This is a genomic window from candidate division KSB1 bacterium, from assembly GCA_022562085.1.
Classification (GTDB): Bacteria; Zhuqueibacterota; Zhuqueibacteria; order Oceanimicrobiales; family Oceanimicrobiaceae; genus Oceanimicrobium.
Map to the genome: position 1 here is coordinate 1 of JADFPY010000017.1, position 13,718 is coordinate 13,718.

General features: G+C 43.3%; 12 protein-coding genes and 5 tRNA genes. 1 reads left to right on the forward strand and 16 read right to left on the reverse strand.

All coding sequences use genetic code 11. The features are described 5' to 3' along the window. Positions 1-757: hypothetical protein (locus IH879_02940; GenBank protein MCH7673891.1), on the forward strand; the 757-nt coding region annotated here is incomplete at its 5' end. A gap of 53 nt (positions 758-810) precedes the next feature. Here IH879_02940 and rpsG read toward each other — a convergent pair. From rpsG to IH879_03020, 16 genes are all read right to left on the reverse strand, one after another. Continuing rightward, on the reverse strand, positions 811-1,281 hold the full coding sequence (gene rpsG, locus IH879_02945) for a 30S ribosomal protein S7 (protein MCH7673892.1): 471 nt from the start codon (positions 1,279-1,281) through the stop codon (positions 811-813). Between the two features lie 23 nt (positions 1,282-1,304). Next, complete coding sequence (locus IH879_02950) at positions 1,305-1,679, reverse strand: 30S ribosomal protein S12 (GenBank protein MCH7673893.1); 375 nt, start codon at positions 1,677-1,679, stop codon at positions 1,305-1,307. 89 nt (positions 1,680-1,768) lie between these two features. Then, on the reverse strand, positions 1,769-6,022 hold the full coding sequence (rpoC, locus tag IH879_02955) for a DNA-directed RNA polymerase subunit beta' (GenBank protein ID MCH7673894.1): 4,254 nt from the start codon (positions 6,020-6,022) through the stop codon (positions 1,769-1,771). A gap of 33 nt (positions 6,023-6,055) precedes the next feature. Beyond that, the gene (gene rpoB, locus IH879_02960) at positions 6,056-9,853 is read right to left on the reverse strand and encodes a DNA-directed RNA polymerase subunit beta (GenBank protein MCH7673895.1); all 3,798 of its coding nucleotides are present in this window, start codon (positions 9,851-9,853) and stop codon (positions 6,056-6,058) included. Between the two features lie 38 nt (positions 9,854-9,891). Continuing rightward, complete coding sequence (gene rplL / locus IH879_02965) at positions 9,892-10,362, reverse strand: 50S ribosomal protein L7/L12 (protein ID MCH7673896.1); 471 nt, start codon at positions 10,360-10,362, stop codon at positions 9,892-9,894. Positions 10,363-10,404: 42 nt separating this feature from the next. Then, positions 10,405-10,926: a 50S ribosomal protein L10 gene (rplJ, locus tag IH879_02970; GenBank protein MCH7673897.1), complete on the reverse strand. Its 522-nt coding sequence runs from the start codon at positions 10,924-10,926 to the stop codon at positions 10,405-10,407. A gap of 35 nt (positions 10,927-10,961) precedes the next feature. Then, on the reverse strand, positions 10,962-11,663 hold the full coding sequence (locus IH879_02975; protein MCH7673898.1) for a 50S ribosomal protein L1: 702 nt from the start codon (positions 11,661-11,663) through the stop codon (positions 10,962-10,964). A gap of 21 nt (positions 11,664-11,684) precedes the next feature. Further along, positions 11,685-12,107, reverse strand: a complete 423-nt coding sequence (gene rplK, locus IH879_02980; GenBank protein ID MCH7673899.1) for a 50S ribosomal protein L11 — start codon at positions 12,105-12,107, stop codon at positions 11,685-11,687. 22 nt (positions 12,108-12,129) lie between these two features. Beyond that, positions 12,130-12,672 carry a transcription termination/antitermination factor NusG gene (nusG, locus tag IH879_02985; protein MCH7673900.1) on the reverse strand — a complete coding sequence of 181 codons (543 nt, stop codon included), beginning with the start codon at positions 12,670-12,672 and terminating at the stop codon, positions 12,130-12,132. Between the two features lie 9 nt (positions 12,673-12,681). Continuing rightward, complete coding sequence (secE, locus tag IH879_02990; protein ID MCH7673901.1) at positions 12,682-12,870, reverse strand: preprotein translocase subunit SecE; 189 nt, start codon at positions 12,868-12,870, stop codon at positions 12,682-12,684. A gap of 28 nt (positions 12,871-12,898) precedes the next feature. Continuing rightward, positions 12,899-12,974 (reverse strand) — tRNA-Trp (locus IH879_02995). A 12-nt stretch (positions 12,975-12,986) separates the two neighbouring features. Further along, positions 12,987-13,136 (reverse strand): 50S ribosomal protein L33, encoded by a 150-nt coding sequence (gene rpmG / locus IH879_03000; GenBank protein ID MCH7673902.1) that lies wholly within the window; start codon positions 13,134-13,136, stop codon positions 12,987-12,989. Positions 13,137-13,186: 50 nt separating this feature from the next. Then, positions 13,187-13,259: transfer RNA gene (locus IH879_03005), tRNA-Thr, on the reverse strand. A gap of 23 nt (positions 13,260-13,282) precedes the next feature. After that, a tRNA-Gly gene (locus IH879_03010) sits at positions 13,283-13,355 on the reverse strand. Between the two features lie 91 nt (positions 13,356-13,446). Beyond that, a tRNA-Tyr gene (locus IH879_03015) sits at positions 13,447-13,528 on the reverse strand. A gap of 11 nt (positions 13,529-13,539) precedes the next feature. After that, positions 13,540-13,612, reverse strand: a tRNA-Thr gene (locus tag IH879_03020). Positions 13,613-13,718 lie beyond the last annotated feature (106 nt).

Consider the following 13,718-nt stretch of genomic DNA (forward strand, 5'->3'; position numbering starts at 1 on the left):
TATACGAAGAAAGCATAGCAAAAAAGGAGAATTAGATTACCAAATACTAATTACAATCGCAAATAATGGTGCCCAATCTGTAACAGGTCTGAAAGAGAACATAGGACGTGCAAAATCAACCATTTCAAAAAAGCTAAAAAAAATGGGTAATCTTGGTTCTAAAAAACCAGTTATTACTAGAGTTGTATCTCAGAGTCCCACAAAAAAAACCAGAGATAAATATTTTGTTTTAACGAAAAGAGGAATAGAAAAATTAATTCTAGGGGAATATGGAGAAAAAATTTCTTCTAAAACATTCTGGAAAATGATGTATTACTCTTTTCATAAAACATCTGAACAAAAAATGAATACAAAGTTAGATTATTTTTTATCTCTTTATGCAGAAAATATTTTGGGGTTTTCTACAGATTACGTTCAAATCTATCCTGTAATGAATTATGAGCTATCTGATTATTATGAAAAAAAACATTTAGGTTTAGACAACAAACTAGGAAAAGCATTTGATTTTATTGCATATGAGAAATCGGTTAGTAAACAAAGATTAGAAAAAATCTTTGGAAAAGAAATTCTATCATTATTTTTTAAAAAAAGAGAAACAGAGGGAAGACAGCTATTCACACCTATTCAATTAAATCAATCAAGAATTGAATTAACAATTTTTGGCTTATTGTTGTTGCTTCGCAGATTATATGATCAAGCTAGAAATAAAAAGCTGACAGAAAGGGAAGTACAAAACAAAAAAAATCGCTTCCCTTAAGACCACTAATTTTAAAAACTTAGCGTTAAAATTTTTTAATTTTTTGTCCCTTCCTACCACCGAAAGTGCGCGAAAGCTTTATTAGCTTCGGCCATTTTGTGGGTATCTTCCCGTTTTTTCATTGAACTCCCCTCCTTATTCGAAGCGGAGATCAATTCATCTGCAAGCTTTTCAGCCATGGATTTTCCCGGACGTGCCTTGGCAAACCCAATAATCCATCTCAACGCTAATGCTTGCTTGCGATTCAAGCGAACCTCAATAGGCACCTGATAAGTCGCACCGCCAACCCTGCGAGAACGAACCTCCAGAATCGGCTTGACATTTTCGATAGCTTGCTCAAAAACCTCTAAGCCGCTTTTCTTGGTTTTGCTTTCAATACTTTCCAGTGCTGAATAAAAAATTTTTTCAGCAACACTCTTCTTGCCGCGCTGCATCAAACCATTGATAAATTTGGTAACCAAAATATTATTATACTTCGGATCCGGTAAAACCACTCTTTGTTCAGCGCTTTTTCTTCTTGACATAATTGCCGTTTTTAAAAAAAAACTTAAGATCCTTTTCTCTTGGTGCCATATTTTGAACGTGACTGATTGCGATCCTGAACACCGCTCGTATCGTAGACACCACGAACAATATGATATCTTACTCCAGGTAAATCCTTAACCCTGCCACCTCTAATCAACACAATTGAGTGCTCCTGTAAATTATGCCCTTCACCGGGAATATAAGCAGTCACTTCAAAACCATTAGTTAATCTTACCCTGGCCACTTTCCTCAAGGCAGAGTTAGGCTTCTTGGGGGTCGTTGTATAAACCCTAGTGCATACGCCTCGCCGTTGAGGAGAACCCGTTAATGCCGGTGCAGTTGTTTTCTTAGTAACTTTTTTGCGACCAGCTTTGATTAATTGGTTAATAGTTGGCAATAGGAATCCCTTAAATTACAGAACCATAGTATAAGTATTAATTTCAATAAAAGCAAATAAATTCTTGATCTTCTAAGATAATTTTCATTCTAACCAACAGCGGCCTGATACTCATCTTCGACTTCTTTGACCAAAGCCTTTTCTTCCTCATCCTGGTCTTCAGACATTACCATAATATCTTTAAATTTACTTAATCCCGTTCCCGCCGGAATCAAGTGTCCCATAATAACATTTTCCTTTAGACCAAGCAGTTTGTCAACCTTGCCTTCAATGGCGGCATCAGTTAACACTCTGGTGGTCTCCTGGAACGAAGCCGCCGAGATGAAGCTCTCCGTTGTCAGAGATGCCTTGGTTATACCGAGAAGCAACGGTAAAAATGTTGCGGGTTGCGCTGGTCTCGATGACGTGACTTTTTTGCCTCCTTCTTTTAGCTTGGCGTTTTGATTCTTAAGTTCACCCTTTTTTACCAGCTCATCAATTTTAAAAGTAGAGTCGCCTTCATCAGTGATGACAACTTTATCACGAATTGATTCATTTACCTCGAGAAAGGTGATTTTATCAACCTGATCGCCTTCAAGGTAAGACGTATCGCCCGGATCTTCTATCTTAACTTTCTGAAGCATTTGTCGAACGATGACTTCAATATGCTTATCATTTATTCGCACTCCTTGCAAACGATAGACTTCTTGAATTTCGTTTACGAGGTACTCCTGCACCTTATTCGGGCCCATAATGTTCAAAATATCTTCGGGAGCAACACTTCCCTCGCACAACTTTTCACCGGCCTCCACATAATCTCCTTCATGAACAAGTACGTGCCTTCCGTAAGGAATCATATAAAGTTTCTCTTCTTGCGCCTCTTGAGAAGTTACTAAAACTTTCCGCACCCCCCGACGAATTTCACCAAACTGAACTTCGCCGTCGATCTCGCTGACAATGGCAGGTTCCTTTGGTCTTCTCGCCTCAAACAACTCGGCTACCCGCGGCAAACCTCCGGTAATATCCCGGGTCTTTGCAATCTCCCTCGGTATTTTAGCCAAAACATCGCCCGCTTTAACCTCTTGGCTATCATTAACTTGCAAATGTGCACTTGTCGGTAAAATATAATTGCTCAGCTTCTGGCCATCTTTATCCAAAATATGCAGCTGTGGATTTAGATTGCGATTTCTTGTTTCAATGACCACACTCTGTTTGAGTCCCGTGGTTTCATTTAGCGCCTCGCGGAAAGTGACTTTCTCTTTTAAGTCAACATATTTAACTTTGCCATCATAGTTGGATAAAATACTGGTTGTGTAAGGATCCCATTGAAAGACGATGGTTCCTTTTTCAATCATTGTGCCTTCCCGCACAATGATTCTAGCGCCATAGGGAACCGTGTAGTGAGCAGCAACCCGATTATTCTCATCAATAATCTTAACTTTACCGTTTCGCCCCACGGCAATCACTACACCATTTGACTGAGCTACGAATTTCAAATTCTCAAATTCAACCTTTCCTGGATACTTAGCAGCCACTTCCGATTGTGCCGCAATTCGCGAAGCTGTTCCACCAATATGAAAAGTACGCAAGGTTAACTGAGTACCCGGTTCACCGATGGACTGAGCAGCCATGACACCGACTGCCTCACCGATGTTAACCATATTTCCAGTAGCAAGGTTGCGTCCGTAACATAGACCGCAAACGCCTCGCTTAGACTCACAAGTCAATACCGACCTGATTCGAACAGTTTCCAGGCCGCTATTTGAGATTTGATCAGCCATGCCTTCGTCGATTAAGGTATTTGCTTCAACAATTACGTCTTGAGTTTCAGGATCAAATACGTCCTCCGCAGCAACCCTGCCCAATATTCTGTCGCGAAGAGGTTCGATGATTTCTTCCCCCTCCTTTAAATCGCTAATGTGAATTCCCAGGATAGTCTTACAATCTACTCCCGTAATAATGACGTCCTGAGCAACATCAACCAGCCTTCTTGTCAAATAACCTGCGTCGGCGGTTTTCAAAGCAGTATCAGCCAAACCCTTTCTAGCACCGTGAGTAGAAATAAAATACTCTAATACGGAAAGACCTTCCCGGAAGTTTGCCGTAATCGGATCTTCGATAATTTCACCCATTTGACCGGTCATCTTCTTTTGAGGCTTAGCCATCAGTCCGCGCATTCCAGCTAGCTGCCTAATTTGTTCCTTCGAACCGCGCGCTCCCGAATCGGCCATCATATAGATAGGATTGAAACCTCCCCTATCTTTCTCAAGATGAGAGAATAATTTTTCGGCAACGTCGCTGGTAGTGCGTGTCCAAATATCGATTATCTTGTTATAACGCTCGCCGTCAGTAATGACTCCCTTTTCATACTGCTTTTGAATGGTAGTTACTTTGCCTATTGCGTCTTCGATCAGCCCATGCTTTTCTTCAGGAATTCTCACATCGTCAATTCCAACGGTCGCGCCCGATTTCATAGCGTAGTGGAATCCTAAATCCTTGAGATCGTCTAGGAAATTGGCCGTTCTAAGATTTCCGAACTTCTTGTATACGGCCGCCGCTATCTCTTCAACCCTTCGTTTGGTCAGGAGCTCATTGACAAAGGGTATCCCATCGGGAAGCACTTCGTTAAAGACAACCCTACCCGTGGTTGTCTCGATAATCTCACCTTTAATTCTCACTTTAATTTTTGCATGCAGAGCTAACTTTCCGTCATAGTAGGCAATCAATGTCTCACTAGTGGAGGAATGCATTTTTCCTGCCCCCAACTCATCCTCTCTCATCTTAGTCAGGTAGTAAATACCCAAAACAATATCCTGGCTCGGAATTGCCAGGGGGCGGCCATTCGCCGGCGAAAGGATATTGTGACTCGACAACATCAAAAGGCGAGTTTCAATCTGAGAATAATAAGACAACGGAACATGTACAGCCATCTGATCACCGTCAAAATCAGCATTGAAGGCTGCACAAACGAGCGGATGCACTTGAATGGCCTTTCCTTCGATCAGAATCGGCTGAAAAGCCTGAATGCCTAGCCTGTGCAAGGTTGGCGCACGATTTAAAAGAACAGGGTGATCGTCGACAATTTCTTCCAAAATATCCCAAACTTCCGGGGGGTGGCGGTCGACCATTTTTTTTGCACTCTTGACGGTTTTTACCAGACCGCGTTCTACCAATTTTCGAATTACAAAAGGCTTAAAGAGTTCTAAAGCCATATCCTTCGGCAACCCGCATTCGTGCAGTTCAAGGTCGGGCCCCACAACGATCACAGAACGCCCAGAATAGTCTATCCGCTTCCCAAGGAGGTTTTGACGGAAGCGTCCTTGTTTTCCTCTCAACATATCGGAGAGAGATTTCAAAGGCCGATTACCGTCGCCCCGAACTGCGGCAGATTTTCTGCCGTTATCAAACAGCGCATCAACAGCCTCCTGAAGCATCCGTTTCTCATTTCTCAAAATAACTTCGGGCGCCTTTATCTCCATCAATTTCTTAAGACGATTATTGCGAATAATGACCCGCCGATACAAATCATTCAAATCACTTGTCGCAAAACGGCCTCCTTCCAAGGGAACGAGGGGACGAAGTTCAGGCGGAATGACCGGGACCACCGAAAGCACCATCCACTCAGGGCGATTGGTGCTTTTCTTGAACGATTCAACGACACGCAACCGTTTCAAAGCATCACTTTTTCGCTGAAATGAGGTTTCTTCACGAACCGCCCGGCGCAATTCAACGGAAACAGCTTGCATGTCGATTCTCTTAAGTAAATCAAGGATCGCCTCCCCACCTATTTTAGCAAGGAATTCGTTCTCCTCTTCAGACTCTTCGTTAGCCTCTGTCTCCTCTCCATTTTCGGTAGACTCACTGATAATCTGGAAATACTCTTCTTCGCTAATAAGGTCTTTTTCATTTAGGCCGCTGTTTCCGGGCTCTATAACAACATACGATTCATAATAAATAACCCGTTCCAGCTGCTTGGCGCTCATTCCCAAGATGTAGCCAATTTTTGAAGGCAAAGACTTCCAGAACCAAATATGAATCACAGGTACCGCCAGGGAAATGTGTCCCATCCGTTCACGTCGAACACTCTTCGTAGTAACTTCAACACCGCATCTGTCGCAAATAATACCTTTGTAACGAATTCGTTTATATTTCCCGCAATGACATTCCCAATCACGAACCGGGCCAAAGATTTTTTCACAGAACAGTCCATCCTTTTCCGGCTTAAAAGAACGGTAATTAATTGTTTCCGGTTTTGTTACTTCGCCATACGACCTTTCCAAGATCTTATCCGAAGATGCCAAACTAATCGAAATTGCTTTAACTGATTTTTTCGGTGTAGTTTCTTGACTACTAAAGTAGGCCAACGTGCCACCTCCTGTTTAGAGATTGGTTACTAATTACGGCTTATTACTATTTCCTTCCAAGAGCTCTACATCCAAGGCTAATCCCTGTAACTCCCGGATTAAAACATTAAACGACTCCGGTAACCCCGGTTCGGGCAAATTATCGCCCTTAACAATCGCCTCATAAACTTTGGAGCGTCCGCGCACGTCATCCGATTTAACTGTGAGGATTTCCTGCAAAGTATACGCAGCGCCATAAGCTTCCAAAGCCCAGACTTCCATCTCACCAAATCGCTGGCCGCCAAATTGGGCTTTACCCCCAAGAGGCTGCTGTGTAATTAGCGAATATGGTCCAATAGATCGGGCATGGATTTTATCTTCAACAAGATGTGAAAGCTTCAGGATATAAATCTGCCCGACAGTTACCGGGTTATCAATCTTTTCTCCTGTCCGCCCATCATAAAGTGTCGTCTTGCCATCTTCCGGCAACCCGGCCTCTTTCATGATCTCCTTAACCTGATCAAAGGTCGCACCATCAAATACTGGGGTGGCATATTTTACGCCAAGAATCTGAGCCGCCCAACCCAAGTTGGCCTCGAAAATCTGTCCCAAATTCATTCTGGAGGGAACCCCAAGCGGGTTGAGTACAATATCCACCGGTGTACCATCGGGCAGGTAGGGCATGTCTTCCATCGGCACGATTATAGCAACGACGCCTTTATTGCCGTGCCTTCCGGCCATCTTATCGCCAACCATCAATTTGCGTTTTTTGGCAACATATACTTTGGCGAGCTGGACAATACCGGGCGGCAGTTCATCGCCGACAACTATCTTAAATTTCCTATTTTCAAATTCTTCTTCCAGCTCGGCCAAACGGGTTTCATAAGCGATCCGAATTGAATTCACCAACTCATTTGCTTTTTTATCTGCGCTAAAGCCTTCGCTGTAGTCGATTTGCTCAAAATCTATTTCTGTCAACTTCTCAGTTGTAAGCGACGTGTTGGCTCTGAGCAGAATTTTACCCGAATTCTTATCCCGTATCGAATTCGCCGATTTATTTAAAAGAACTTTCCGTAGTTTTTCATCTCTAAGCTTTCGGACCCGAACCAATTCGGAGTTGTACCAAACCTCTGTCTCGTCGAGCGCTTTCTTATCTTGCTTTTTCGTTTTTGGATCTTTTTTCTTACGGGTAAACAACTTGGTGTCAATCACAACACCTTTCATCCCCGGTGGCGCTTTCAGAGAAGCATCTTTTACGTCGCCTGCTTTCTCGCCAAAAATCGCTTTAAGCAATTTCTCTTCAGGAGTAGGATCTGTCTCTCCTTTCGGCGTAACCTTTCCGACAAGGATGTCGCCTGCCTGAACTTCGGCGCCGACTCGAATGATCCCGTTTTCATCCAAATCTTTCGTGGTTTCTTCACTTACATTTGGAATTTCTCGTGTCAGCTCTTCCTCACCACGCTTAGTATCTCGAACTTGCAGGTCGAACTCTTCAATATGAATTGAGGTGTAAATATCCTCCTGAACGACTCGCTCTGAAATAACAATGGCATCTTCAAAATTATATCCGCGCCAGGGCATAAAAGCGACCAGCACATTTCGACCCAAAGCCAATTCTCCGCCTTGCGTTGCACAGCCGTCGGCCAATACGTCCCCTTTTTTAACTTTTTGCCCAACCTTGATAATTGGCCGCTGATTAATACAGGTATCCTGATTAGTACGCAAAAACTTTGTCAATCGATATGAAATGAAATCTGAATCATCAAAACTTAAAAGTGCTTCCGGCTTCATCTGGGCACTCGCCCTTGACTCCTTTTTTATTACAATTTTCGAAGCGGTAACCGATTCAACTATACCATTGAAATCCGAAATAATCATAGCCCGCGAATCCCTAGCCACCTTTGCCTCCATTCCGGTACCTACAAGGGGAGAATCGGTACGAAGCAGAGGCACACCTTGCCGTTGCATATTTGAACCCATGAGAGCACGGTTAGCATCGTCATGTTCAAGGAACGGAATCAATGCAGCCGCTGCAGATACAATTTGATACGGAGAAACATCCATATAATGAACTTCGGACGGTGGGACAACCGGAAAATCTCCGCGAAATCTCGATTTCACCCGATCCCCGACAAAATTTCCCTGCTCATCCAAAGGCGCATTTGCCTGAGCAATTACATATTTATCCTCGTCATCCGCAGAAAGGTATTCGATTTTATTAGAAACTTTACTCTTTTCAACTTTCCTATAAGGTGTTTCAATAAAACCAAAATCGTTAATGCGGGCAAATGTTGTTAACGAAGAGATTAAACCAATATTCGGCCCTTCGGGAGTTTCAATTGGACAGAGTCGCCCATAATGAGTATAGTGAACGTCCCGAACCTCAAATCCCGCACGTTCCCGAGTCAAACCACCTGGGCCAAGGGCAGATAAACGTCGCTTGTGCGTCATCTCTGCCAAAGGATTGGTTTGATCCATGAACTGAGACAGCTGGCTGGTTCCAAAAAAAGTATTAATTACGGAAAAAATTGTCCGGGCATTCACTAAGTCCTGTGGCGTCAAATTCTCATTGTCCCGCAAGTTCATTCTTTCTTTAATAGTTCGAGCCATTCGGGAAAGGCCAAGGTTCATCTGGCTGGAAAGCTGTTCGCCAACGGTCTTAATTCGCCTGTTACCAAGATGGTCAATATCGTCTGGCACTCTTTTACCTGCTCTCAATTCCAAAAGATATTTAATAATTTCGACAATATCTTCGCGTGTTAACACTGTTGTTTCAATAGGAATATCAAGAGACAATTTCTTATTCACTCTGTAGCGGCCAACCTTCCCAAGATCATATCTCTTGGGGTTGAAAAACATACGCTCAATCAAACTCCTGGCGGTATCCAAGTCCGGTGCATCCCCCGATCTTAAGTGCCGGTAAATTGCTTCTAAAGCGTCAGCTTCCGATCTCGCCGCATCTTTCTTCAGAGTATTCGTGATAACTTCCGGCCCCAGAAAACCATCGGGTTTAAGAAACTTAACGCTCTTGATACCGGCTTGCTTGATTTGGGCAACGGCTTCTTCCGTTAACTCCGCTTCTTTTTCCAGCAGCAGCTCCCCGGTTTCCATATCGATTATATCGGCGATTGAGATTCTACCGACCGATTTGCCAAAAGCTGCGTCTTTAACTTTGACTTCTTCAATCAAATCAAAAAGTTTCAACAAATCCGAATCAGTAGAATAACCGAGTGCCCGCAGCAGAGTCGTTACAGGAAATTTCTTGCGGCGATCGATATAAACAAACATCACGTCATTAATATCTGTCGTAAACTCAACCCATGAGCCTCGAAGGGGAATTATTCTGGCTGAATAAAGCTTAGTGCCGTTCGGGTGAAGCTGCTCGTCAAAAAACACGCCTGGCGAACGATGCAGTTGACTTACCACAATCCGTTCCGCACCGTTAATAACAAAGGTACCGCGATTGGTCATGTAAGGAATGTTACCCAAGTAGACGACTTGTTCTATCGTATCCACAAAGTCTTTGCTGTCACCATATTGATCCTTAATTGACAACTTCAACTTTGCCTTTAGAGGTACCGAATAGGTCACGCCGCGTTCCTGGCATTCGACAAGATCGTATTTCGGTTTTTCAACATAGTATTCAACGAATTCCAAACAAAAATTCTCGCGGCTGTCTACGATAGGAAAAATATTTTTGAAAACTGACTGTAGTCCTTGATCTTTTCGCTCGTCCGGACTTAAATCATCCTGCAGGAATTCCCCAAAAGACTTAAGCTGAATATCTAACAAGTCAGGCAATTCGATGACTTGCTTTAATGTAGCGAAAGATTCCCTTCCGTTATTTTGCATAAATTTGCACCCAATAGTTTGTTGATAAAAAGAAAAAACTATTTAATTTCAACAGTGGCGCCAACTTCCTCTAATTGTTTCTTAACATCTTCAGCTTCTTCTTTCTGCACACCCTCCTTAACCGACTTCGGGGCGCCGTCAACCAAATCCTTGGCTTCCTTAAGACCCAAGCTGGTAACTGCCCGCACAACCTTAATCACCTGAATTTTCTTGTCGCCAACCAAGGTCAAGACAACATCAAAATCAGTTTTTTCTTCACCACCACCATCTGCAGCCGGAGCGCCAGGTGCAGCAGCAGCGACGGCTACCGGGGCAACAGCGGTTACACCAAAGCGATCTTCGATAGCCTTGACCAGTTCGGACAATTCAAGCACCGTCATTTTTTCGATGCTTTCTAAAACAGAACCCACCTGGCCATTTCCCTTTGCAGCCTTGGTGGTGTTCTTTTCAGTTTTTTCAGCCTTTTCCTCAGCTTTTTCTTTTGCCGGGGCTTCTTTAGTTTCTGCCATTGGAACCTCCACTAAATAGAGATATGAATAATTACTTTATTTCTAACTTTCGTTCTTATTCTCTTTTACAGCATTAAGAGCAAAGACAAATTTACTTAAAATCGCATTAAGCGATAAAACAAGATTACTAAGCGGTGCGTTAAGCACTCCCGAAAGCTGCCCCAAAAGCTGAACTTTTGAGGGCAGGCTGGCAATTTCATTAAACCGGGTTGAATCAATGAGCACACCCTCGAACAATCCCACTTTCACCGAAATCTTATCTGAATCTTTTGAGAACTTTTTAATAACTCTGGCGGGTGCTGCAGGGTCATCCATACCGAACGCAATGGCGGTTGGCCCATCCAAATACTCAAGAAGCTCATCACGTCCGGCTTCTTTTACCGAAAGGCGGGCTAAAGTATTTTTAACGACCCGATATTGCACAGATGCACCCGTAAATGCCCGTCGCAGGTCATTTATCTCGTCGACGTTCAAACCCTTAAAGTCGGTCAAAAAGATACTTTTTGCTTTATTTAATTTCTCTGTGATTTCTGCGACAATGGCTTCCTTCTGAGGAGTTGGCATTTTTGTTTCCTAAATTTGATTAGCAAATAAATAAATTATTGCAAGTCACTCAATAATGCGTTTCTTTCAACCGGAATCCCCGGCCCCATGGTACTGGACAAAGAAACACGCTTTACATACTGTCCCTTCGCAGCAGAGGGTTTCAATCTCATGACCGTTTCCATAAAAGCAATAATATTTTCACGAATCTGGTTGGGTTCAAAAGAAGTTTTACCGAGAGAGACATGCAGAATTCCGTACTTATCAACACGAAATTCGATTTTACCAGCTTTTAATTCCTTAACAGCCTTGCCAACCTCCATGGTCACAGTACCGCTCTTGGGGTTGGGCATTAAGCCTCGTGGACCTAAAACCTTACCAAGCTTTCCTACCTCCCCCATCGCATCGGGAGTAGCCACGATTACGTCAAACTCAAACCAACCCTTCTGAATCTTTTGTACATAATCATCAAACCCGACAAAATCAGCGCCAGCCTCTTTAGCCTCGTCCTCTTTACTTCCTTTGGTTATAACCAGAACTTTAACCTCTTTACCGATGCCATGAGGTAGTGCTACAGTCCCCCGAACAACTTGATCGGCATGTTTCGGATCAACGCCCAGATTGACGGATATCTCAACCGATTCGTCAAATTTAGCTTTGGCTGATTTTTTCAGAAGCTCTACAGCTTCATCCAAAGTGTAGTCTTTACCTATTTCGAGCAATCCGTGTAACTCTTTATATCTTTTACCTCTCTTCATAAAATCCTTCCCGCATTTTTTTCATTCGACCGTAATCCCCATGCTACGGGCTGTTCCTTCAATTATTAACATCGCTGCCTCGATATCGTTGGCATTCAGATCTTCCATTTTAGTTTGAGCAATCTCTTTCACCTGCTCCTTATTGACCTTGCCAACCTTCTCTCTATTTGGCTCACCAGAGCCCTTTTCGATACCGGCAGCTTTTTTAAGAAGGACAGCGGCTGGCGGTGATTTGGTAATAAACGTGAATGACCTATCTGCGTAAACGGTTATTACAACCGGAACAATAAGCCCTTGCTTGTCCTGAGTTTTAGAATTGAATGCCTTACAAAACTCCATGATATTGAGGCCAGCCTGCCCCAAAGCCGGACCAACTGGTGGAGACGGATTGGCCGCTCCTGCCGGTATTTGCAATTTTATAGTCGAAATAACCTTTTTAGCCATTTGTTAGAATCTCTCCCTTTGTCTACTTTTCAAGCTCTACCTGTAAAAAATCCAGCTCAACAGGAGTAGCGCGACCAAATATGCTAACAAGCACTTTAAGTTTTTTCTTCTCGCTATTTATTTCTTCAACAAACCCCGAAAAATCCGTGAATGGACCGTCTGTGACTTTAATTGGGTCGCCCAACCTGAACGGTACCTCCAAAATCTCTTTCCCTTCACTTTCCTCTACCCGACCAAGAATTCGATCGATTTCATCCTGCCGTAGCGGCTGCGGTTGATTTTTGGGACCAACAAAATTTGTCACCCCCGGGGTATTCAGAATCACATGCTGGGATTCTTTGTCCAACAAAACTTCTACAAGCATATATCCGGGAAAAAAGACTTTGTTCTTGACCCTGCGCTTGCCTGCACGCATCTCAGTAACTTCTTCAGATGGAATCAAAATCTGTGAAATCTTTTCCAGTAAACCGAGGCGTTCAATTTCGTTCTCTAAGTAGGACTTCACTTTGTTTTCGTGGCCCGAAAGAACGTGAATGGCATACCAACTTTTCTCTTGTTCGCTCAAAGTCGGCTCCTAAAATAGCAATTTCAGAAGGCTGCTAAGCAGCCAATCGGCTGAAAAAACAAATACCACGAAAAGCAAAGACAATACAATTACAACTATAGTGGACTCTTTTAAGTCTTCGTAGCTCGGCCAACTAACTTTAGACATCTCGTGATTGACGTCATTTACAAATTTTACCGGTTTGTTAATTAAGCTCATATCCTTATCCGATTTTTAAAGTTTTTGTTGGCAGGTGAGGCAGGAATTGAACCCGCAACCCCTGGTTTTGGAGACCAGTGCTCTACCAATTGAGCTACTCACCTAATGCTAGTTAATTACCGCGTTTCTTTGTGCGCAGTGTGCTTGTTGCAGGTTGGGCAATACTTCTTGAACTCCACCCGTCCGGAATGCAACGTTTTATTTTTATTGGTGGTATAATTCCGGTTTTTACATTCTGCGCATTCTAAAATCACCAGTACTCGCATTTCTCTACCGTGTTAAACTTTGAATAATAAAATTAGCTTGACAAACCCAGAGCCCACGAGCGGGGTCGAACCGCTGACCTCATCCTTACCAAGGATGTGCTCTACCTACTGAGCTACGTGGGCAAGCACTAAAAAATTGCTTCGAGAGCGGGAGACGGGACTCGAACCCGCAACCAACAGCTTGGAAGGCTGTGACTCTACCAATTGAGTTACCCCCGCGGGTAAACACTGCGTTTTCAGTTTCGTTCTCCACAATACTAAAAGCGTTTCGAAGCTGATGGCTTATGGCAAACATCAGGCTTCTGCAAAGTGGAGAGGGGAGGATTCGAACCTCCGAAGGCTGAGCCGGCAGATTTACAGTCTGCTCCCTTTGGCCACTCGGGAACCTCTCCAAACTAAAAAGAGCCACCAGCAGGAGTCGAACCCGCGACATCCTCATTACAAGTGAGGTGCTCTACCATCTGAGCTATGGTGGCTTAAAGTATTAAAAATCAATCGATTATTTATCGAAATCGTCCTTGGGTTGCAGAGAAAATACAGCCTCATAATATAAAAATTATCACCCTATTGTCAAGTGTTTTT

Bases quoted from the DNA above. Each gene is read 5' to 3' on its own strand.
- rpsG (MCH7673892.1), bottom strand. From the start codon at position 1,281: ATGTCAAGAAGAAAAAGCGCTGAACAAAGAGTGGTTTTACCGGATCCG.
- rpoB (MCH7673895.1), bottom strand. From the start codon at position 9,853: ATGCAAAATAACGGAAGGGAATCTTTCGCTACATTAAAGCAAGTCATC.
- rplL (MCH7673896.1), bottom strand. From the start codon at position 10,362: ATGGCAGAAACTAAAGAAGCCCCGGCAAAAGAAAAAGCTGAGGAAAAG.
- rplJ (MCH7673897.1), bottom strand. From the start codon at position 10,926: ATGCCAACTCCTCAGAAGGAAGCCATTGTCGCAGAAATCACAGAGAAA.
- IH879_02975 (MCH7673898.1), bottom strand. From the start codon at position 11,663: ATGAAGAGAGGTAAAAGATATAAAGAGTTACACGGATTGCTCGAAATA.
- rplK (MCH7673899.1), bottom strand. From the start codon at position 12,107: ATGGCTAAAAAGGTTATTTCGACTATAAAATTGCAAATACCGGCAGGA.
- secE (MCH7673901.1), bottom strand. From the start codon at position 12,870: ATGAGCTTAATTAACAAACCGGTAAAATTTGTAAATGACGTCAATCAC.
- rpmG (MCH7673902.1), bottom strand. From the start codon at position 13,136: ATGCGAGTACTGGTGATTTTAGAATGCGCAGAATGTAAAAACCGGAAT.